Raw genomic sequence first — 20,008 nt, 5'->3', positions numbered from 1 at the left:
GAGGCCTGGTGGTATTAAGCTGACTCAGGCGGTCGGTCTGATGAAGGTATTACGCGAAGCCAGCGCGTTCTTCAGGATGCCGGGTGATAAATCTGTAGTGCTGCTGGTATTCCCTGCTAAAGCAGGGAATACCAGCCAGTCTTTAAAGTGGTTAAGCCGTTACATCGTTACCAGCTACACAGCTACACAGCTACACAGCTACACAGCTACACAGCTACACAGCTACACCAGCGTGACCGGCCACTGATTCAGGACAATCCCCCGCTTTGGGGCCTCCTCGCCGAAATCCTGTAGCACGGCCTTAACGTCCGGATCCAGGTACTCCGCATTATCGTGATTGACGATCACCACGCTGTTTTCCGGGATCTGCGCCAGCAGCCCCTTAAGCCGTGGGTTATGCATAAACGTCAGGTTCTGCTGAAAGTGCAGCACAAAATGGTCGTCATAGCGAGTGAGCTGCATCGCGTTGTGATGACTTTTATAAATGCTGAACAGGATCTGCGTGGCAAGACCAATACCAATCCCGGCCAGCATACCAAACACCAGAATACCGCCAATGGTCGCCAGGAAAGGAACATACTGCTGGGCACCCTGACGGAACTGCTCCACAAATAGCCGGGGGGTGGCAAGCTTGTATCCGGTATAAAGCAGCACGGCGGCCAGGCTGGCCAGTGGAATGGCATTCAGCAGATCGCTGAAATAGAGGCCGCATACCAGCAGCAGCACCCCGTGGATCAGGATTGAGGCCTTGCTCTGCGCCCCGGCGCTAACGTTAACCGAGCTGCGAACGATAACGGCGGTGATGGGCAGTCCGCCGAGCAGACCGCTGAGCAGGTTACCCACGCCCTGAGCGCGCATCTCTTTATCCGGCGAGGGCGGTGGATTTTGCGGGCGAAGCTTTTTCAGCGCCTCCTGGCTGAGCAGCGTTTCCAGACTGGCGACAATCGCCAGCGTCACCGCGATCATATAGACCATCGGATTTTGCCAGACGGACCAGTCCGGGCGCTGGAGCTCGCCGGTAAGCGCCTGAATGCTGTCAAAAGCGGGCAGCGAGATACGCGGCAGATTGCTGATAATTTCGGGAAACACTCTGCTCCCGATCAGGGTAGCCAGGCAGCCGAACAGAACCGCCACCAGCGGACCGGGCATCCAGCTCAGCGCCTTGATGTTTTTGAGGGTACGCGTCGACCAGAACCACAGTATAAGCAGCCCACTACCGGATACCACAATGGCTGGAATTGAGACGCTGAACGCCCCGCCGGTGACCAGCGTACTGAGTTTGCTCTCCTCGGCGGCGCCCAGCGCGACCGGGATCTGCTGAATAATCAGCAAAATACCGATCGCGGCCAGCATACCTTTGATCACCGTGCCCGGCACCAGGGTAATAAATCGCCCGGCCCGCAGGACCCCAAACATAAACTGCAGTACTCCGGCGATGATGAGCGCAAACAGCAGGGCAGAAAAGGATCCGAGGGTTTCGATTGCACCGGTGACGATGGTAACCAGACCGGCCGCCGGCCCGCTTACGGCAAACTTCGACGGGCTAAAGGTTGTCACCACCAGGCCGCCAATCACACCGGTCAGCAGTCCGACAAATGGCGGAAGCCCACTGGCCTGCGCGATCCCCAGACAGAGCGGTAGCGCGACCAGAAAAACCACCAGGCCTGCCGGAATATCCTGACGAAGAGTTTTCAGGTTCATGGCATTTTATCCTCTGCATTTTGCTGAATAAGCTCTTTCAGATGGCCGGAGCGCAGATCGTATACGCAGCCAAACACGTCCAGCGCCGCTCCGGCCCGCCAGACGGCCCTTACCGGCTCTGCCGCCACCAGGTGCCTGAACTGAGCCAGGACGTTGACCTCCACCAGCGCATTCAGTCGTTCGGTTTCGTCGTCATCTTCGCTGGTCTCTGCCAGGCCAGGCGCAATGGCGGCGCGCAGCTGGGTGATCCGGCGGGCAAGTGGGGAATTTTCATCGCCCAGCGGAATGTCCGGCAGTGAAATCGCTGCCTGTACGCCGCCGCAGCCATAGTGGCCACAGAGCACGATGCGCGAGACCTTAAGGTATTCAAGCGCGTATTGCAGAACGCTCATAAAATTATCGTCGCCGTTAACCACCATATTGGCGATATTGCGGTGAACAAAAAGCTCTCCCGGATGCGCGCCCGTTAATACCTCTGCGGGGACCCGGCTGTCTGAACAGCCAATCCATAATGAATGGGGCGTTTGGGAATGAACATTTTGCCGAAAATAGTGAGGATTGCGTTGGCGGCGCTGTAAGGCCCAACTGCGGTTTTTCGCTAACAGGGGTTTTAGAGTCGTCAAAATAAAGCCTCTCTTTTCAGGACGGCAGGAATAAACCTGAACGGCAAATAAGCCGGGTAAACACCAGAGGGTTGCTCCGGTATTGCTTCACAGCTTTCGGTGAAATAAGTTCTAACACTTAACGCTTAATTTATTCATTAAGAATAATCCTGGATGAATAATTAATCCCGTTTTGTAATTTTATTTAAATACTCTTTATTTCCATTGCGTTATTTGCATTGAAACGGATTTAATATAAGCCCTTCATATGACCGCCATCAGCACTAACCATAAAACACTTATAAAACAAATAATTGAAAAATAATCCAGGGTGATTTTTATGGGTTAAACAGCGTTCATGACAGCAGACGCAAAGCAGATCACAGCCAGGCGAGAAACGAATAACAAGCAAATAATAAGACTGCTATCTAATAAACTTTATGGCGTAAAAAAATATTTAGATTTATCCATGGTGTCAGCAGGGATTATTTCGATGTGATAATAACTATTCCCGCCGTGCGCATAAGTGGAAAACCCCGCCAGTATTACCGTTTATTTTAAATAGTAGTGTCAGAACTTCTCGAGGAATATTTAATTTAATTTACATCTCTTCTGGGTTAGCTACGCTCCCTGTAGATCATTCTTCGTCACTGCCATCGTATTACAGGCGATTGCGCAGGCGATCGGCTAATTCAATAATGCTGCGCCTCATATCCAGCTATCCGTTCCTGACCGCCACGCTCCATTTTTGCAGGTTGACGGGGTTTATGCAGCCAGAGCGCGTTGAATGCAAAATTTATGCTGCCGGTCCATCCCGTCTCACCGCCTGAAAAGACCGCGTCGCCCAGGAGTAAATTTAAGGCCCGCAACTGATTCCGCCCCGCAAATGATAAACAAAAATCATGGCTCTTTAATCATTTTATGGCAGACAAAAAGCTCGCCTCACCCTAAGTTGGTATTGGAATAGTAGCACTAGTGATATATAAACGATTGTTTTAAAAATAAAAATAGACACAATTCGCCCGAAGCGATCCGCGACGAAAGGGCCATTGCCGCCGTTATACAGGCATTTTCTTACCCGATTACGGATTAGCAAAAAAAACAGAGAGCATACCCTATGAGCAATCGTGACATGGTTAACGTGAAGGAGTGGATAGACGGCCGCTCAATATCCGGGAGGCAGTGGCTAATCCTCGCGCTGTGCTTCTTTATCATTACCTTCGACGGCTACGATGCTGCCGTGATGGGATTTATCGCCCCTGCCCTGATCGAAGACTGGGGCATTGCCCGCTCGGAAATGGGCCCCATTCTGGGTGCGGCGATGTTAGGTGTTGCTCTCGGCGCGCTGTTTGTCGGGCCGTGGTCTGACCGCTTTGGCCGTAAACGCGTTCTACTGCTTTCCGTCGCCGGTTTTGCCTGCTTCAGCCTTGCCAGCGCCTTTGCCCGCACGCCGGTTGAGATGGCGCTGCTGCGCTTTATTACTGGCCTGGGGCTGGGTGCGGTGATGCCGAACTGCGTTACCCTGGTATCCGAATATATGCCTGAACGCCGACGGGGTCTGATGATCTCCCTGATGTATAGCGGCTTCAATATCGGTTCGGGTCTCGGCGGCTTTATCGCGGCCGGGATGATCCCGCGTTTTGGCTGGCAGTCTGTGCTGCTGTTTGGCGGCGGTATTCCCCTGCTGATGCTGCCGCTGCTGATTTGGGTGCTGCCCGAATCCGCTCTGTATATGGTCGTCCGCAAGGTCAGTCAGCATAAGATCGCGGCGGTGCTCAATCGTCTCGGCGGGCAGTTTAGCAGCGGCGTAACCTTTGTGCTGAATACGCCGGTGGTCCCCAAAAAGTCACAGGTGCTGCAACTCTTCTCACCGGGCTATACCGTGGGCACGCTCTCTCTCTGGCTGACCTATTTTATGGGCCTTTTCGTTATTTATCTGCTTAACGGCTGGCTGCCAACCATCATGCGGTCAGGCGGCGTCACCATTGAGCGCGCGGCGATTGTTGCCGGACTTTTTCAGCTGGGTGGCACCCTTGGCGGACTGCTGGTGGGCGGGCTGATGGACCGCCTGAAAGCCAAATACGTCATCGCCAGTTTCTATCTGCTGGGCTGTTTCTGCCTGCTCGCACAGGGCGTCTGGGGATTTGGCCCCACTATGCTGGCGGTACTGGTCTTTATCAGCGGTGCCTGTATTAACGGTGCTCAGACCGGTTTGCAGGCCTTTTCGCCTGCCTTTTATCCGACAGAAATGCGCGCGACCGGCGTCTGCTGGATGCACGGCGTAGGCCGTACCGGCGCCATCCTCAGCTCCTCGCTCGGTGGCGTGCTGCTGGGTATCTTTCCCGGACAAACCAGTATTTTCATTGTGTTGTCACTTCCTGCCCTGCTGGCAGCACTCGCCATTACCCAACACAGAGATGCGCATGGCGTACGGACGCTCAAAGGTGCCGAACCGGACGAGATCCCTGGCCTGACGCGCACAATAAATAACCGATAAGTGAAGAAAGAGGATTATTATGGCTAAAATCATCGGCGGTCTGGCGGTTTCACATACGCCAACAATCGGCTTCGCAGTTGACCATCACAAACAAAAAGAAGAGCCCTGGGTGCCCATCTTTGATGGCTTCGCCCCCATGCAGCGCTGGCTGGAAGAGAAAAAACCCGATGTGCTGCTCTACGTCTTCAACGATCACGTCACCTCATTTTTCTTCGATCACTACTCCGCTTTTATACTGGGCATTGATGACCAGTATGCGGTAGCAGATGAAGGGGGTGGCCCGCGTGATTTACCCCCGGTTCGGGGTCACGCCGCGCTGTCGCAGCATATTGGTGCCAGCCTGATGGCCGATGAATTTGATATGTCTTTTTTCCAGGATAAGCCGCTGGATCACGGCCTGTTCTCACCGCTGTCGGCCCTGCTTCCCTTTGATAACGACTGGCCGGTACAGATTGTCCCGCTCCAGGTCGGCGTGTTGCAGTTCCCTATTCCCAGCGCCAGACGCTGTTATAAGCTTGGCCAGGCCCTGCGTCGCGCGGTGGAAAGCTACCCGGAAGATCTGAAGGTCGCTATTGTCGCCACCGGGGGCGTGTCGCATCAGGTTCACGGTGAACGCTGCGGTTTTAACAACCCGGACTGGGATGCCCAGTTTGTTGATATGCTGGTTAACGATCCTGAACGCCTGACCGAAATCACCCTCGCGGAGTACGCCACCCTGGGCGGCCTGGAGGGTGCGGAAGTCATTATGTGGCTGGTTATGCGCGGGGCGCTGTCGGCCAACGTAGAGAAGCTGCATCAGGCTTATTACCTGCCCTCCATGACCGGTATTGCTACGCTTATCCTGGAAAATCAGGCCCGTGAGGCGCCAGCCGACGTGCATCAGCGCCAGCGTGACAAAATTGAGCTACAGCTCAAAGGGGTCGAAAAGCTGCCCGGTACCTATCCCTTCACCCAGGCGCGCAGCCTGAAGGCGCTGCGAATAAACCGCTTCCTGCATAAAATGATCCAGCCCGCCTGGCGCGAGCGCTTTAAGCACGACCCTCAGGCGCTCTACGCCGAGGCAAAGCTGACCGATGAGGAGCAGACGCTGCTGACCCAGCTCGACTGGCGCGGCATGATCCACTATGGCGTAAGCTTCTTTCTGCTGGAAAAGCTGGGCGCGGTGGTTGGCGTCTCCAATCTGCATATCTACTCTGCCATGCGCGGGGAAACGCTGGAAGCGTTCCAGAAAACCCGTAATCAGCAGGTGCTCTACTCGGTGGCAGGAAAAAAAGCATGATGACACCGCAACCTATTATTGACTGCCATCACCATGTCTTTGATCCGGCGCGATTTCCCTACGATCCGGCCAGTACCTATCGCCCAGAGGGACATGAGCTGGGTACGCCCGATAATTATCAGACGGTGATGGCGGCATATAACATTCGTCATTCGCTGATCGTCGGTCCTACGTCGGCCTACAACACCGATAACCGCTGCCTGCTCGATACCCTCAAGCGCGGCGAGGGAAAGTTTAAAGGCGTTGCCGTCACCCCACGCGACGTGGACAGCGCAACGCTCAGCGCCCTGCGCGATCGGGGCGTGGTGGGCATTGCCCTTAACGTTGCGATGCTGGGCACCGAGCCTTTTCTGAAGCTGGACGACCTGATGGAAAGGCTGGCCGCATTAGAGATGTATGCGCAGATCCAGGTGCAAAACGATCAGCTGCTGGCGCTGATGCCGCTGCTGAAGCGTACCCGAACCCGGCTGCTGATTGACCACTCCGGCAGACCGGATGTGAGCGCGGGTCTCGATCAGCCGGCCTTTCAGGCGCTGCTGTCGCTGGCGGACAATGGGCGTACCTTCGTCAAACTCTCGGGTTTGTCGCAGTTCTCAAAGCAGGGTTACCCCTGGGCCGACGGCCACGCTTTTCAGCTGGCGCTGCTGGCGCACTTTGGGGCTGAAAACTGCATGTGGGGATCGGACTGGCCGTTTTTGCGGGCCAAAAGCCGGATGGATATGGGCGCACTGTTACTGCTGCTTGAGCAGCTGATCCCGGACGAAGCGACGCGGCGTCAGATCCTGTGGCATACGCCAAAACGCCTGTTTGGCTTCAGCGAATAAGGAGAAATTTATGCAGACCGTTTATATCCTCAATGGCCCCAATCTTAACCTGCTGGGCACCCGCGAACCGGCTACCTATGGTACCGATACGCTGGCTTCGATTGAGGCGTTATGCCGCGCCACGGCGGCAGAACTGAATATCGACGTCGAGTTTCGTCAGACCAACCACGAAGGGGAGATGATCGACTGGATCCAGGAGGCGCGCCACCATGCTCAGGCGCTGGTGATAAATCCTGCGGCCTGGACGCACACCTCGGTGGCCATCCGCGATGCGGTGACGGCGATCGCCCTGCCACTCTATGAGGTACATATCACTAACGTGCATAAGCGTGAGCCCTTTCGCCATCACTCGTATCTCTCGGACGTGGCGCAGGGGGTGATTTGCGGCTACGGACTGCGCGGCTATCGCTACGCCCTGATCGAAGCGGCCAGGCAGCACGGCTAAGCGTTAGCGTCTGGCCGTTCAACCGGGCGCTATGCCTCTGACGGATAGTCGCCGCAGACGTCACGCAGGCAGACAATTAACGCATCGGCGGCGGGCGAATGCAGGCAGCCGGTACGGTAGCAGAGACCGATAGCCCTGCCGGTAGCCGGTAGCGCTATCGGCAGCACGGCCAGCTCGCCTGAGGCCAGCTCAACTTCCAGCTGGTGGGCGGAAACCGCCGCCAGCATATCGGAGTCGCGCAGCAGCCCGCGCACCAGCGCCAGATCGCCGCTTTCCACCACCGGGTCGGGGGCGGGGATCCCCATCCGTTGAAAACAGGTATCCAGCAGTCGGCGGGCAGGCGTATGCGAACGTGGCAGCACCCAGCGCGCCTCGCGCAGTGCACGTCTGTCGCAGGGATGCTGGCTCAGCGGATGGCCGGGGCGGGCCACCAGCACCATCTCCTCGCCAAACAGCGTCTCGCTGGTCATATCCTGCTGCTCTTCGCTGTTGCGCAGCGCACCGAAAATAAAGTCGATTTCACCGGCGCGCATCTCCGCGGCCAGCATCCCCCAGGCGCTTTCGCTGGTTACCACCTTAATACCGGGATACCGCGAGGTCAGCCGGATAATCGCCTGGGGCAGCAGCCGGGTGCGCCCTAGGGGCAGCGCCCCGACCCGCACCGTGCCGACCAGATTGCCCTTGCGCGCGGCAATATCGGCTGGGATATGCCGCAGCTCATTCAGCGCGCGGCGAATATTGGGTTCAATCTCGCGCCCCGCCAGCGAAGGCACCATGCCGTGAGGCGTGCGTTCCAGCAGGGGGATACCCGCGCCGTTCTCCAGCACCTTGAGCGCAGCGCTGACGGCGGGCTGACTCAGACCCAGCAGATGCGCAACCGACTGCATATGATTGGTCTGACACAGAGTGATAAAAATTTGCAGCCGGCGGACGTTGAATAACCACAGCGGTTCTGACTCATTGCGGCTGCTTCTGCTTAGCAGTTTCGCCAGCAGGCGCGGCAGGGAATGCAGTTCTTCAATCGCCCGGCGCGCGCGCGGAAGAATGCACTTGCCAAAGTCGGTCAGCATCATGCCGCCGGAGTGGCGCTCGAACAGCGGCACCGCAAGACGCTGCTCCAGATCGTGAATCGATCGCGTGACTGCCGACTGGGTACGAAATAACTCATCGGCCGCGCGCGAGACGCTGCCCTGCGTAACCACCTGACAAAATGCCCTGATTTGCATCAGATTTACTGGCTCATGCCCGGTTATATTTGGCGTCATACCCTGCCCTCTTTTGCCCGGCTGAATTAAGGCACTATAAATAAAACGCATACCTGCTGCAATCAAATGAATTATCCCGCCTGCGACCAGAGTGACAGCATAAAAAAAAACGCAAAGGAACCCGATGATGACTGAAATCACTTCCCCTAAAACAGCTCTGGTCGTTAGTGCACACTCCGCTGATTTCGTCTGGCGAGCAGGCGGGGCCATCGCCCTGCATCAGCAGCAGGGTTATCAGGTGCACGTGGTCTGCCTGTCGTTTGGCGAACGCGGCGAATCCGCGAAGCTGTGGCGTAAAGGCAATATGACCGAAGAGAAAGTTAAAACGGCACGCCGCGCCGAAGCCCTGGCCGCCGCAGACATTCTTGGTGCCAGCATAGAATTTTTTGATATGAGCGATTATCCGCTGCGTGCGGATAAAGAGGCCCTGTTCCGCCTGGCAGACGTCTATCGCCGGGTCCAGCCGCACTTTGTGCTGACGCATTCACTGCACGATCCTTATAACTACGACCATCCGCTGGCCAACAACCTGGCGCAGGAGGCCCGCATTATCGCTCAGGCAGAGGGATACCGCCCCGGCGAAAAAATTGTCGGCGCGCCACCGGTCTACTGCTTTGAACCTCATCAGCCAGAGCAGTGCAGCTGGAAGCCGGATGTGTTGCTGGATATCACCCCCGTCTGGGATAAAAAATATGCCGCTATCCAGTGTATGGCCGGGCAGGAACATCTGTGGGAATACTACACCCGCGTGGCGCAGCAGCGCGGCGTGCAGGCGAAACGCAACGTTGGCATCACCTCGACCCGCGATATTATTTACGGCGAAGGCTACCAGAGTATTTTCCCGCGTGTGACGGAGGATCTGGCATGAGTGCGATCGGTAAAAAAGGGGTCGTGGTGCGTCATATCGAACGGGCGGACGGGCGTGATATCGCCGCGCTGGCCGGATATGGCGTTGCGACGGTACATGAAGCGCAGGGTCGAAAAGGACTGCTGGATGCGGCAATCCGTCCGATTCAGCAGAATAAAGGCATTGCGGGCAGCGCCGTTACCGTTCTGCTGGCACCCGGCGACAACTGGATGTTTCACGTGGCGGTCGAGCAGTGCCAGCCGGGGGATATTCTGGTTGCCGTACCCACTTCCCCCTGCGTTGACGGTTACTTTGGCGATCTGCTCGCTACCTCCCTGCAGTCGCGCGGCGTGCAGGGCCTGATTGCCGACCACGGCATTCGCGACAGCAAAACGCTGCGTGAGATGGGTTTTGCCGTCTGGTCCCGCGCCATTTATGCCCAGGGCACGGTAAAAGAGACGCTGGGATCGGTCAACGTCCCCGTGGTTTGCGCCGGCCAGCTGGTCTGGCCTGGCGATGTCATCGTCGCCGACGACGACGGTGTGGTGGTGGTGCGTCGTGCAGAGGCCGCCAGTACCGCAGAAAACGCCGCTAAACGTGAAGCGCTGGAGGAGAGCAAGCGCGCGCGCATGGCCTCCGGCGAGCTGGGGCTGGATATCTATCAAATGCGCCCCCGGCTGGCTGAAAAAGGCCTGCGCTATGTGGACACCCTCGACGATCTGGAGAACTGATATGCGCCAGCGCCGCCTGCCCTGCCTGCTGATACGGGGGGGCACCTCTAAAGCCGCCTGTTTTCTTGCCGACGATCTGCCGGAAGACAGGGATCTTCGCGATCGCGTACTGCTGGCGGTAATGGGATCGCCGGATATCAGGCAGATCGACGGGCTGGGCGGCGGCGATCCGCTGACCAGCAAAGTCGCCATCGTACGTGCTTCCCAGCGGGATGATGCCGACGTGGATTATCTGTTTGCCCAGGTTAATGTAGATCGCGCCAGCGTGGATTACGGACAAAACTGCGGCAACGTGCTGGCGGCCATTGGCCCCTTTGCGCTGGAGCGGGGGCTGGTGAAAGCGGCTGGCGAGACTACCGACGTGCGGATTTTTATGGAAAATACCGGCCAGATAGCGACGGCCCAGGTCGCCACCCCGGACGGCGAAGTCTGCTACGACGGCGCGCTGAAAATTGACGGCGTGCCGGGTACGGCAGCGGAAATTGTCCTGAACTTCAGTGATATTGCCGGCTCCAGCTGTGGCGCGCTGCTGCCCACCGGCAACGTGCGCGACACTGTTGAGGGTGTTGATATCACCTGCATTGATAACGGCATGCCGGTGGTGATCCTGCGTGCCGCCGATTTCGGCCTGAGCGGCTATGAATCACGCGAGCAGCTGGACGCTGACCAGACGCTGAAGCGACGTCTGGAATCCATTCGCCTGCAGGCCGGTCCGCTGATGAACCTGGGGGATGTGAGTCAGCGAACCGTGCCTAAAATGAGCCTGCTGGCCGAACCGCGCGAGGGCGGCGCAATTTGCAGCCGGACCTTTATTCCTCACCGCTGCCATGCCTCGATCGGAGTGCTGGGCGCGGTCAGTATTGCCAGCGCCTGCCTGCTGCCGGGAAGCGTGGCCGAAGGGCTGGCGCGTATCAGCGACGCGCGCGATCAGCGCCTGAGCGTTGAGCATCCCAGCGGCGAATTTAGCGTTATTTTGCAGCGCGACGAGCAGATGACGCTGACTGGTGCAGGGTTACTGCGCACGGCCAGGTCGATCTTTGACGGCGAGGTGCTGATCCCGGCCGCCGTCTGGCCAGCGACAGACACCCACGGAGCGCCATGATGATCAATATTACCTTTATCGGCTTTGGCGAGGCCGGGGGCATTTTCGCGGCGGATCTGGCCGATCGCGCCGTAGTCACCGTTTGGGATCGCAAGTTTATCACTCCGTCCGCACAGGCCGAATCGCTGGCGGACGAGCAGGCCGGGCTGCGACAAAAAGCGGCCGGGGCGGGCGTGCGGGTGGCGGGATCGCTGGCGGAGGCGCTGGACCATGCCGCGCTGGTATTCTCTACCGTTACTGCCTCCCAGGCGCTGGCGGTCGCCACTGAAGCCGCCGCGCTGCTGGAGCCCGGACAGGTATTTCTCGATCTGAACTCTGTTTCCCCGGCGACCAAACAGGCCGCTGCCGTACAGGTCCAGGCCAGCGGTGCCGACTATATTGATGTGGCCGTGATGTCGCCCGTCCCGCCTAAGCGCCTGGCCACACCGCTGCTGATTGGAGGCCTGGAGGCCGAGGCAATAACCCATAAACTGGAGGCGCTGGGGTTAAACAGTCGCTTTCAGAGTCAGCAGGTGGGCGAAGCCTCGGCAATAAAGATGTGTCGCAGCGTGATGATCAAAGGCCTGGAGGCGCTGACCACCGAGTGTCTGAGCGCCGCCCGTCGCTATGGCGTTGAACAGCCGGTGCTGGCCTCCCTGCACGCCAGCTTTCCCTCGCTGGGCTGGAACGATGCGCTGCCGGACTACCTGATCAGCCGCGTCGCCGAGCATGGCCAGCGCAGAGCAGAGGAGATGCAGGAAGTGGCAAAAACGCTGGCAGATGTCGGTGTGGATCCCGCTATGAGTCAGGGGATTGTCACCACGCAACAGGGCCTGGTGGACGGCCTGCGTCAGCGTAAGCTGACTTATCAGCAGCTTACGCCCTTCAACTGGCAGCATACCCTGGATATATTATTTAAGGACAGATGAGATGAAAAAGCATTTACTTGCCGCCACCCTGCTAATGGCAGCAGCGGGCGGTAGTCAGGCAGCCTCCGCATCAGATCTTAATGCGGATCAGGCCTGGCAGGTGATCGCGCAGGTGAAATCCACGCTGGCAGCGGCGCACAGTACCGGCTGCGTCGCCGTGGTTGATGGCGATGGCCTGCTGCTGGCCTTTCAGCGGCTGGATGGCGCACCGCCCGGCTGCGTAGAAGCCTCGCTGGCCAAGGCGCGCACCTCGGCCCTTTATCACACCCCGTCGCTGAAAATGATGCAGCGTCTGCAAAAAGGAGAAACCACCGTGCTGGCGATCCCGCAGGCTGTGGCACTCGGTGGAGGTTACCCCCTCTCTCTTAAAGGTGATGTTGTCGGCGCCGTTGGCGTCAGTACACCCCAACAGGAACTGGATAATCAGGCGTCGGAATCCGCAGCCCGTTCGCTGCACTGACCCGGACAACATGTACTTAAGGACTCATCCCATGCCCCTTACACGTCGTCGACTTCTGGCCAGCTCAGCGGGACTGCTGGCTGCCGGTGTCCTGACCCGGTGGTTACCGGGCGGCGCCGTTATCGCTGCTGCACCGCAGGCGCAGGCCTTTCTGTTACCGGATAATTTTCTTCTGCTTTCCCGGCAGCTAACCGGCACCCTCAGCCCGGACCCGGTGCTGGCGCAGCGCCTGCACCGCTGGCTACACGCCACGGTTGAGGACCTTGACCACAGTATTGACCGCCTCACCGCGCTGCTGGCGCAGGAGCACGGGCAGACGCTACCCGCGTCGCTTCCCCCTGACCTTCAGGCTCTGGCCCATATGCTGATCTCCGGCTGGTATCTCGGCGTGGTCGGGCGTGAGCATCCTCGCTGCATCGGTTTTGAAAATATCGTCAGCTACCGGCTGGTCAGAGACTCCCTTCTTCCGCCCAGCTATGCCCCCGGCGCACCCAATTTCTGGACCAAGCCCCCGGCAGAAGGAAGCCAGGTGGCCGGGCAGCCTCTCGCCACGAACGCTAATCCGCCAGCGCAGACCCTCGCCGCCGAAAAAGGTTACCCGACTGGCCGTCAGCATATGACAAAGGAGAGTCTGCATGGCTGAATCATTAAGCGCAGATGTGGTCGTGATTGGTGCCGGTATTGCGGGTTCTCTGGCGGCGCTGAAAATGGTGAAGGCGGGTGCTTCGGTGCTGATGCTGGAGTCCGGTCCTGAAATCAAAAGGGATCAGGCGGTGGAGTACTTCCGTAACTCCCCGTTTAAAGGCGACTTTACCGAACCTTATCCGCCCGAGCCCTGGGCGCCGCAGCCCAGGTTTATCCCGGTGGATAATGAATATCTGATCCAGAAAGGCCCGGATCCCTACCGTGCGCAGTATCTGCGCGGGATCGGCGGCACCACCTGGCACTGGGCCGGACAGGCATTTCGCCTGATGCCCAGCGATATGCGGCTGCACTCGCTGTACGGCGTGGGCCGTGACTGGCCCATCAGCTATCAGCAGCTTGAACCCTGGTACTGCGAGGCCGAATATCAGATGGGCGTCTCCGGTGACGCAGATCTCTCCTCGCCGCGATCGCGCCCCTACCCGCTGCCCGGTATCCCGCTGCCCTATGGCTTTGAGCGGCTCAAACAGCGTCTTGCTCCGCTGGGCTATGAGGTGGGTATTGGCCCGCAGGCCCGCAACAGTCAGCCTTATGATGGCCGTCCCGCCTGCTGCGGCAATAACAACTGTATGCCCATCTGCCCGATTGATGCGCAGTACCACGGCGGCATCTCGGCGCGCAAAGCCCTTGATGCGGGTGTGCGGGTCGTTGCCAACGCGGTGGTGTACCGCATCGAGTCCGATCCGCAGGGACGGATCCAGGCGGTGCATTATCTCGACCGCAACCGGGAGAGCCACCGCGTCACCGGCCGGTGCTTTGTGCTGACCGCTAACGGCCTGGAAAGCCCGAAAATTCTGCTGCTCTCCACCAGCTCGCACCATCCGCAGGGTATTGCTAATCGCTCCGGCATGGTTGGACGCAACCTGATGGATCACCCCGGATCGTCGGTGGAATTCTATGCTGATGAACCGATCTGGTTTGGCCGCGGCCCGATGCGACCGGGGAGTATCAATAACCTGCGCGAAGGCGCGTTTCGCCGCACGCGCTCGGCAGTGCGCATTGACTTTGCAAACACCTCGCCGGTGCGCTATCTGACCGAGCGTCTGGTACGTCAGGGCTTCTACGGTAAAGCCCTGAACGAGAAGCTGCGCTGGCAGGCAGAGCGCTTCGTCCTGCTGAAGTCGCTGCTGGAGATGCTGCCGGAGCCGGACAACCGCGTCACGCTCAGTCAAACGAAGAAAGATGCCTGGGGCATTCCAAAGCTGGAGGTTTACTACCGCTTTCCGCAGTACGTTCATCGCGGCTATGACCAGGCCGCCGCTGATTTTAAACGCATCGTGGCGCAGATGGGTGGCCGCGACGCCGCATTCAGTCCGCGCGGCGTTTACGACAACAACCAGCATATTACCGGCACGATGATCATGGGCAACGATCCTGAGAACTCGGTGGTCAATGCGGCGTGTCGTGCGCACGATCATCCCAACCTGTTTATTGCCGGTACCGGGATCATGCCCTCCTGCGCCACGGTCAACTCCACCCTGACCGGCACCGCGCTGGCGCTAATGATGGCGGACAACGTGTTGAAAACGCTCAGAGGTGCCGGATGAAACTGCCCTTAACAGCTCTTCTTGTGCTTATCCCCCTGCTGTTAAGCTTTCAGGCGCAGGCGGACCAGGCGCAAATTACGCGCGGGGCGTACCTGGCTACCGCATCTGACTGCCTGGCCTGCCATACCGCCACCCATGGCAAGCCGCTGGGTGGCGGCTTTGCGGTGAGTACGCCGTTTGGACAGATTTACGGCAGCAATATCTCCTCAGACCCGGAGTACGGCATTGGCGGCTGGAGCGAAGATCAGTTTGTCGCGGCGGTCCGCGAGGGCGTGGCGCCAGACGGCCAACAGCTGTATCCGGCCATGCCCTATGATGCATTCCGTAAAATGCGCCGCGACGATGTGCTGGCGATCCGCGCCTGGATCCTCTCGCAGCCCGGCGTTCACCAGCCCTCACCGCAAACGCATCTGCCCTTTCCCTTTAATCAGCGCTGGGGACTGCGCGTCTGGAAGTGGTTTAACCTCGATCGCGGTGAATTGCAGCCGGATCCGACGCGGAGCGCAGCGTGGAATAATGGCCGCTATCTGGTGGAGGCGCTGGCCCACTGCGGTACCTGCCACACGCCGCGAACGCTGACCTTAGGCATGGATAACGATCGTCCGCTGGCGGGCGGCGATCTCGGCGGCTGGATCGCCTGGAATATTACGCCGGACACTAATGCAGGCATTGGTGACTGGACGGAGGATCAGCTGGTTCAGTACCTGAAAACCGGCTATGTGGCCGGTCGCGCCAGCGCTTCTGGCCCGATGGCCGAGGCGATCGAGCACAGTATGCAGCATCTGCCGGAGCAGGATCTGCGCGATATCGCCGACTATCTGCGCTCGGTAAAGCCAGAGGGGGATAAGACGCAAACCCGGCCACGCAGCCAGTGGGGACAACCCGACTGGCGGGTGATGGGGCTACGCGGCGCCAGCGAGCAGCAGCGTCTGGCGCAGCCGGGCGCTGTGCTGTATGCCGGTAACTGCGCCAGCTGCCACGGCGCGCAGGGCAGCGGTTCTGGCAGCGGCTTTGGAGCCTATCCTTCGCTTTATCACCACACCACTACCGGCGCGTCCGACAGCCGGAATGTTGTATCGGTGATCTTAAATGGCGTGCGGCGGCATACGTCGCAGGGAGAAATCCTGATGCCCGCCTTCGCCTCTGAGCTGAGCGATCGGCAGATAGCAGATATCAGTAACTACGTCAGCCTGCGCTTCGGCAATCCGGCAGCGGCAAAGGTCAGCGAAAAGCAGGTCGCCGCCTGCCGTAAGGGATCAAAACTGCCCACGCCGCCGGTTTACAGCGAAGGTACTCTGATTAACCTTAGCCAACGACCTTAACGCCCTCGTCTGCGCCCGGCTCAGCGAAATAACGCGCGATCGGGGTACACTGCTCCACTGCTGAATAATCAGGCAAGTCCGTTGCATAAGGAGCGTACAGGCGGGATTGCCAGACTTCATCAGGCACGTTGAGTGCGAAGTGAATCATCGTGAATCCATCACCACTGTGCACGATCTGCTGGAGAATGCCGGGCATCATGCGATAGGGGGCATTAATGAACAATCGCATTAATAATCAGTACGCCAGCCAGCCCCAGGAAGGAGATCAAGGTTTCCATCACCGTCCAGGTTTTTAGCGTTTCGACCAGGCTAAGATTGAAATAGCCCTTAAACAGCCAGAAGCCCGGATCGTTGACGTGAGAGGCGATCACGCTGCCGGATCCCACCGCCAGCACCATCAGCGCCGGATCGGTGTGAGTGATCGCCACGAGCGGCGTAACGATACCGGCAGTGGTGATCGCCGCGACCGTTGCCGATCCCAGCGCCACGCGCAGCATCGCCGCGACCGTCCAGCACATCAGCAGCGGCGACAGCGACGATCCCTTCATCAGGCTGGCAATGTAGTCGCCTACGCCGCTGTCCACCAGCACCTGCTTAAAGGCCCCGCCCCCGGCGATGATGAACAGGATCATGGCGATGGCCGCGATCGAACTGCCGCAGATATCCATCACCTCCTCCATTTTCCGACCGTTGCGCAGCCCCAGCGTCAGCACGGCAACCACCACCGAGATAAACAGCGCCACCGCCGGATTACCGACAAACTCAAAAAACTGCCGCAGCGCGTTCTCTTTCGGCATTGTCAGCTCGCAAATCGCCGCCAGCGCCATCAGGATCACCGGGATCACCGCCGCAAAAATGCTGGTCCAGAAGCCAGGCATTTCATGCTCTTCAAAGATTTTCGGGTTAAACAGTCCTTCCGGCGGGCTGTGCTCAAAGCTTTTCAGAAAGCGGGAGAAAAGTGGCCCGGCGATAATCACCGTCGGCAGCGTAATGATCAGGCCGTACAGCAGCGTGGTGCCGATGTTGGCCCCAAATATCGTGGCGATTGCCGTGGGGCCGGGGTGCGGCGGCAGGAAGCAGTGGGTGACCGACAGCGCCGCCACCATCGGCACGCCAACGTAGAGCAGCGGCAGCTGTGCGGCCGCCACAATGGTAAACACCAGCGGCAGCAGCAGCACAAATCCCACCTCATAAAACATCGCCAGCCCGACGATCAGCCCGGTTACCACCAGCGCCCACTGCAGGCGCGCCTTGCCGAAGGCGGCTATCAGCGTAGTGGCCACGCGCTGCGCGGCACCGGTGTCCGATACCAGCCTGCCGAGCATGGCGCCAAAGCCCAGAATCAACGCCAGGCTGCCCAGCGTGCCCCCGACGCCCTTCTGAATCGAGGCGATGACCGCCAGCGGCGTCATGCCCTCAGCCACGCCCACCACGGCAGAAACAAAAATGAGCGCAATAAAGCCATTCACTTTGAAGACGATCATCAGTACCAGCAGCAGGATCACACCAAGCACAATAAAGGTAATGGGCATCGCAGTTCCCTGAAAGCGTTAGCATTGGATAGTTAAGGTGTAGACTCCTGCGGCTTCGTCTGCCCTTTTCTCTGTTGAATTGTTGGGCGCGCATCACACTCCGGTTAACAGATTGTTGCGAACAGGCTTTTCATCGCTAGAGTTAACTCATCCGACCACTTACGCTCAGGGGGGGCCTGTGAGCGTTTCACTTTTTTCTCCGCTGGATCTGGGCTTTACCCAGTTAAAAAACCGCATCCTGATGGGGTCCATGCATACGGGGCTGGAAGAGCATGAAAATGGGCCGCGCCGACTGACGGCATTCTATGCCGACCGCGCGGCGGCTGGCGTGGCGCTAATCGTCACCGGCGGCATCGCCCCCTCGCCGGAGGGGGTGGTGATGCCGGGCGCGGCCATTCTGAATCATGCTGACCAGCTGGCGCGCCACCGCCCGGTCACCGAGGCGGTTCATCGCGCCGGGGGAAAAATTGCCCTACAGATCCTGCACGCCGGGCGCTACAGCTATCAGCCTTCGCTGGTGGCCCCTTCCGACCTTCAGGCCCCTATCAACCCTTTCCGGCCTGCGGCGCTGAATCATGATGATATTCTGGCGTTGATTGGTGACTTTGCCCGCTGCGCCGCGCTGGCGAAGGAGGCGGGCTACGACGGAGTTGAAATCATGGGCTCCGAAGGCTACCTGATCAATCAGTTCCTGGCGGCGCGGACGAATCAGCGCAACGATGAATGGGGCGGTGACGATCCCCGCCGGATGCGCTTTGCCGTCGAGATCGTCCGCGCGGTGCGCGAAGCGACGGGACGCGAATTTATTATTATTTATCGCCTGTCGATGCTGGATCTGGTGGCGGGCGGCAACAGCCTGCCGCAGACGGTGCAGCTGGCGCAGGCGATTGAAAAAGCGGGTGCCACGATGATCAATACCGGTATCGGCTGGCATGAAGCCCGTATTCCTACCATCGCCACGTCGGTTCCGCGCGCCGCGTTCGGCTGGGTCACCAAATTGCTGCGTCAGCACGTTAGCGTGCCGCTGATCGCCACCAACCGTATTAATCATCCCGCCGTGGCGCAGGCCCTGCTGGATGACGACTGCGCCGATATGGTTTCTATGGCGCGCCCTCTGCTGGCCGACGCGCAGTGGGTCAGTAAGGCGCAGCAGGGTCGCAGCGATGAAATCAATACCTGCATTGGCTGCAACCAGGCCTGTCTGGATCAGATTTTTGCTGGCAACGTCACCTCCTGCCTGGTAAATCCCCGCGCCTGCCACGAAACTGAAATGCCGGTGACGTCGGCTACGCAGATTAAATCGCTGGCGGTGGTCGGCGCGGGCCCGGCGGGGCTGGCATTTGCGGTCAATGCCGCCCTGCGCGGTCATCGGGTGACGCTGTTCGACAGCGCACCCGTGATTGGCGGCCAGTTCGATATCGCCAGACAGATCCCCGGCAAGGAAGAGTTTGCCGAAACGCTACGCTACTACCAGCGTCAGCTGACCCTCACCGGCGTCACGCTGCGCCTTAATCAGACGGCGACCAGCGGAATGCTGGCGGATTTTGATGAGGTGGTGCTGGCCAGCGGGGTGGCACCGCGCACGCCGCAGATCCCCGGCATCGACCACCCTTCGGTGCTGAGCTATCTGGAGGTTCTGCGCGATAAAAAGCCGGTAGGCCAGCGCGTTGCTATTATCGGCGCGGGCGGGATTGGCTTTGACACCGCAGAGTATCTGAGCCAGCACGGCCAGTCACCCAGCCTGGACGTGGCGGCCTTCTGCCAGCAGTGGGGCATAGACCAGACGCTACAGCAGCCCGGCGGGCTGACTGCGCCACGCCCGTCCTCCTCCCGCCGCCAGATCTGGCTGTTGCAGCGTAAAACCGGCAGGCCGGGAGCCACCCTCGGCAAAACCACCGGCTGGATCCATAAAGCCACGCTGCATATGCACGGCGTAAGGATGTGGGGCGGCGTGCAATACCTGAAGATCGACGATGAGGGCCTGCATATTCTGCGTGACGGACTGCACGAAGTACTGGCTGTTGATAACGTCGTGATCTGCGCCGGGCAGGAGCCTTATCGGCCGCTGGCCAGCGAACTGCGAGCGACGGGGAAAACGCTGCACGTCATTGGCGGGGCCGACGTGGCGCAGGAGCTGGATGCCCGTCGGGCGATTGCCCAGGCTACCGCGCTGGCGCTGAGTCTATAAGCGGGCGATGACGGGCGGGGCTGAATCTGTAAACGAGAGATGCGCAGGGGACAAGG

19 protein-coding genes are annotated in these 20,008 nt (G+C 59.2%); 14 read left to right on the top strand and 5 right to left on the bottom strand.

Going from position 1 to position 20,008, the window contains the following annotated elements; translation table 11 throughout:
• The first annotated feature begins 40 nt into the window (after window positions 1–40).
• Complete coding sequence (locus tag ACLRGG_RS09765) at window positions 41–247, top strand: hypothetical protein (RefSeq protein WP_416249569.1); 207 nt, start codon at window positions 41–43, stop codon at window positions 245–247.
• Here ACLRGG_RS09765 and ACLRGG_RS09760 read toward each other — a convergent pair.
• A complete protein-coding gene (locus ACLRGG_RS09760; RefSeq protein WP_416249568.1) occupies window positions 223–1,701 on the bottom strand; it encodes a SulP family inorganic anion transporter in 1,479 nt (492 codons plus the stop codon). The two genes, ACLRGG_RS09765 and ACLRGG_RS09760, sit on opposite strands and share 25 nt — an antisense overlap.
• Entirely contained in the window at window positions 1,698–2,324 is a 627-nt protein-coding gene (locus tag ACLRGG_RS09755) for a carbonic anhydrase (protein WP_416249566.1), read from the bottom strand. The genes ACLRGG_RS09760 and ACLRGG_RS09755 overlap by 4 nt, the downstream gene beginning before the upstream one ends.
• A 1,096-nt stretch (window positions 2,325–3,420) precedes the next feature.
• On the opposite strand from ACLRGG_RS09755, the gene ACLRGG_RS09750 reads away from it, so the two are divergent.
• From ACLRGG_RS09750 to aroQ, 4 genes are read left to right on the top strand one after another with little or no spacing between them, the layout of a single operon-like run.
• Window positions 3,421–4,800, top strand: coding sequence for an MFS transporter (locus tag ACLRGG_RS09750; RefSeq protein WP_416249564.1), 1,380 nt, complete (start codon window positions 3,421–3,423; stop codon window positions 4,798–4,800).
• 19 nt (window positions 4,801–4,819) lie between these two features.
• Complete coding sequence (locus ACLRGG_RS09745; protein ID WP_416249562.1) at window positions 4,820–6,079, top strand: gallate dioxygenase; 1,260 nt, start codon at window positions 4,820–4,822, stop codon at window positions 6,077–6,079.
• Window positions 6,079–6,903: an amidohydrolase family protein gene (locus ACLRGG_RS09740; RefSeq protein ID WP_416249604.1), complete on the top strand. Its 825-nt coding sequence runs from the start codon at window positions 6,079–6,081 to the stop codon at window positions 6,901–6,903. Before ACLRGG_RS09745 ends, ACLRGG_RS09740 begins: the two co-directional genes overlap by 1 nt.
• 10 nt (window positions 6,904–6,913) lie before the next feature.
• Complete coding sequence (gene aroQ, locus ACLRGG_RS09735) at window positions 6,914–7,348, top strand: type II 3-dehydroquinate dehydratase (RefSeq protein WP_416249561.1); 435 nt, start codon at window positions 6,914–6,916, stop codon at window positions 7,346–7,348.
• 29 nt (window positions 7,349–7,377) lie between these two features.
• On the opposite strand, the gene ACLRGG_RS09730 is transcribed toward aroQ, so the two are convergent.
• Window positions 7,378–8,613: a LysR family transcriptional regulator gene (locus ACLRGG_RS09730; RefSeq protein WP_416249559.1), complete on the bottom strand. Its 1,236-nt coding sequence runs from the start codon at window positions 8,611–8,613 to the stop codon at window positions 7,378–7,380.
• Between the two features lie 127 nt (window positions 8,614–8,740).
• On the opposite strand from ACLRGG_RS09730, the gene galB reads away from it, so the two are divergent.
• From galB to ACLRGG_RS09690, 8 genes are read left to right on the top strand one after another with little or no spacing between them, the layout of a single operon-like run.
• Window positions 8,741–9,481, top strand: a complete 741-nt coding sequence (gene galB / locus ACLRGG_RS09725) for a 4-oxalmesaconate hydratase (protein ID WP_416249602.1) — start codon at window positions 8,741–8,743, stop codon at window positions 9,479–9,481.
• Entirely contained in the window at window positions 9,478–10,191 is a 714-nt protein-coding gene (locus tag ACLRGG_RS09720) for a 4-carboxy-4-hydroxy-2-oxoadipate aldolase/oxaloacetate decarboxylase (RefSeq protein ID WP_416249557.1), read from the top strand. Before galB ends, ACLRGG_RS09720 begins: the two co-directional genes overlap by 4 nt.
• A 1-nt stretch (window position 10,192) precedes the next feature.
• Complete coding sequence (locus ACLRGG_RS09715) at window positions 10,193–11,293, top strand: 4-oxalomesaconate tautomerase (protein ID WP_416249555.1); 1,101 nt, start codon at window positions 10,193–10,195, stop codon at window positions 11,291–11,293.
• Window positions 11,293–12,201, top strand: coding sequence for an NAD(P)-dependent oxidoreductase (locus ACLRGG_RS09710; RefSeq protein WP_416249600.1), 909 nt, complete (start codon window positions 11,293–11,295; stop codon window positions 12,199–12,201). Before ACLRGG_RS09715 ends, ACLRGG_RS09710 begins: the two co-directional genes overlap by 1 nt.
• A 1-nt stretch (window position 12,202) precedes the next feature.
• Window positions 12,203–12,661 (top strand): GlcG/HbpS family heme-binding protein, encoded by a 459-nt coding sequence (locus tag ACLRGG_RS09705; RefSeq protein WP_416249553.1) that lies wholly within the window; start codon window positions 12,203–12,205, stop codon window positions 12,659–12,661.
• 31 nt (window positions 12,662–12,692) lie between these two features.
• Window positions 12,693–13,304, top strand: a complete 612-nt coding sequence (locus tag ACLRGG_RS09700; protein ID WP_416249551.1) for a sugar dehydrogenase complex small subunit — start codon at window positions 12,693–12,695, stop codon at window positions 13,302–13,304.
• A complete protein-coding gene (locus ACLRGG_RS09695; protein ID WP_416249549.1) occupies window positions 13,297–14,910 on the top strand; it encodes a GMC family oxidoreductase in 1,614 nt (537 codons plus the stop codon). Before ACLRGG_RS09700 ends, ACLRGG_RS09695 begins: the two co-directional genes overlap by 8 nt.
• Complete coding sequence (locus tag ACLRGG_RS09690; protein ID WP_416249548.1) at window positions 14,907–16,232, top strand: c-type cytochrome; 1,326 nt, start codon at window positions 14,907–14,909, stop codon at window positions 16,230–16,232. The genes ACLRGG_RS09695 and ACLRGG_RS09690 overlap by 4 nt, the downstream gene beginning before the upstream one ends.
• Here the strand turns inward: ACLRGG_RS09690 and ACLRGG_RS09685 are convergent.
• Together ACLRGG_RS09685 and ACLRGG_RS09680 are read right to left on the bottom strand one after the other, a co-directional pair.
• Window positions 16,216–16,461 carry a hypothetical protein gene (locus ACLRGG_RS09685; protein ID WP_416249547.1) on the bottom strand — a complete coding sequence of 82 codons (246 nt, stop codon included), beginning with the start codon at window positions 16,459–16,461 and terminating at the stop codon, window positions 16,216–16,218. The two genes, ACLRGG_RS09690 and ACLRGG_RS09685, sit on opposite strands and share 17 nt — an antisense overlap.
• Entirely contained in the window at window positions 16,445–17,764 is a 1,320-nt protein-coding gene (locus ACLRGG_RS09680; RefSeq protein WP_416249546.1) for a gluconate:H+ symporter, read from the bottom strand. The genes ACLRGG_RS09685 and ACLRGG_RS09680 overlap by 17 nt, the downstream gene beginning before the upstream one ends.
• A 178-nt stretch (window positions 17,765–17,942) precedes the next feature.
• Between ACLRGG_RS09680 and ACLRGG_RS09675 the strand changes: the two genes are divergently transcribed.
• On the top strand, window positions 17,943–19,952 hold the full coding sequence (locus ACLRGG_RS09675) for an oxidoreductase (protein ID WP_416249545.1): 2,010 nt from the start codon (window positions 17,943–17,945) through the stop codon (window positions 19,950–19,952).
• Window positions 19,953–20,008 lie beyond the last annotated feature (56 nt).

This window comes from Erwinia sp. PPS120, assembly GCF_047918655.1.
Classification (GTDB): Bacteria; Pseudomonadota; Gammaproteobacteria; order Enterobacterales; family Enterobacteriaceae; genus Erwinia; species Erwinia tasmaniensis_A.
This window is presented reverse-complemented; position numbering and strand designations above follow the sequence as displayed.

Excerpts from the sequence above, each read along its gene's own strand:
- ACLRGG_RS09765 (WP_416249569.1), top strand. The coding sequence starts at position 41 with ATGAAGGTATTACGCGAAGCCAGCGCGTTCTTCAGGATGCCGGGTGAT.
- ACLRGG_RS09760 (WP_416249568.1), bottom strand. The coding sequence starts at position 1,701 with ATGAACCTGAAAACTCTTCGTCAGGATATTCCGGCAGGCCTGGTGGTT.
- ACLRGG_RS09750 (WP_416249564.1), top strand. The coding sequence starts at position 3,421 with ATGAGCAATCGTGACATGGTTAACGTGAAGGAGTGGATAGACGGCCGC.
- ACLRGG_RS09745 (WP_416249562.1), top strand. The coding sequence starts at position 4,820 with ATGGCTAAAATCATCGGCGGTCTGGCGGTTTCACATACGCCAACAATC.
- ACLRGG_RS09740 (WP_416249604.1), top strand. The coding sequence starts at position 6,079 with ATGACACCGCAACCTATTATTGACTGCCATCACCATGTCTTTGATCCG.
- aroQ (WP_416249561.1), top strand. The coding sequence starts at position 6,914 with ATGCAGACCGTTTATATCCTCAATGGCCCCAATCTTAACCTGCTGGGC.
- ACLRGG_RS09730 (WP_416249559.1), bottom strand. The coding sequence starts at position 8,613 with ATGACGCCAAATATAACCGGGCATGAGCCAGTAAATCTGATGCAAATC.
- galB (WP_416249602.1), top strand. The coding sequence starts at position 8,741 with ATGACTGAAATCACTTCCCCTAAAACAGCTCTGGTCGTTAGTGCACAC.
- ACLRGG_RS09720 (WP_416249557.1), top strand. The coding sequence starts at position 9,478 with ATGAGTGCGATCGGTAAAAAAGGGGTCGTGGTGCGTCATATCGAACGG.
- ACLRGG_RS09715 (WP_416249555.1), top strand. The coding sequence starts at position 10,193 with ATGCGCCAGCGCCGCCTGCCCTGCCTGCTGATACGGGGGGGCACCTCT.
- ACLRGG_RS09710 (WP_416249600.1), top strand. The coding sequence starts at position 11,293 with ATGATCAATATTACCTTTATCGGCTTTGGCGAGGCCGGGGGCATTTTC.
- ACLRGG_RS09705 (WP_416249553.1), top strand. The coding sequence starts at position 12,203 with ATGAAAAAGCATTTACTTGCCGCCACCCTGCTAATGGCAGCAGCGGGC.
- ACLRGG_RS09700 (WP_416249551.1), top strand. The coding sequence starts at position 12,693 with ATGCCCCTTACACGTCGTCGACTTCTGGCCAGCTCAGCGGGACTGCTG.
- ACLRGG_RS09695 (WP_416249549.1), top strand. The coding sequence starts at position 13,297 with ATGGCTGAATCATTAAGCGCAGATGTGGTCGTGATTGGTGCCGGTATT.
- ACLRGG_RS09690 (WP_416249548.1), top strand. The coding sequence starts at position 14,907 with ATGAAACTGCCCTTAACAGCTCTTCTTGTGCTTATCCCCCTGCTGTTA.
- ACLRGG_RS09685 (WP_416249547.1), bottom strand. The coding sequence starts at position 16,461 with ATGCGATTGTTCATTAATGCCCCCTATCGCATGATGCCCGGCATTCTC.
- ACLRGG_RS09680 (WP_416249546.1), bottom strand. The coding sequence starts at position 17,764 with ATGCCCATTACCTTTATTGTGCTTGGTGTGATCCTGCTGCTGGTACTG.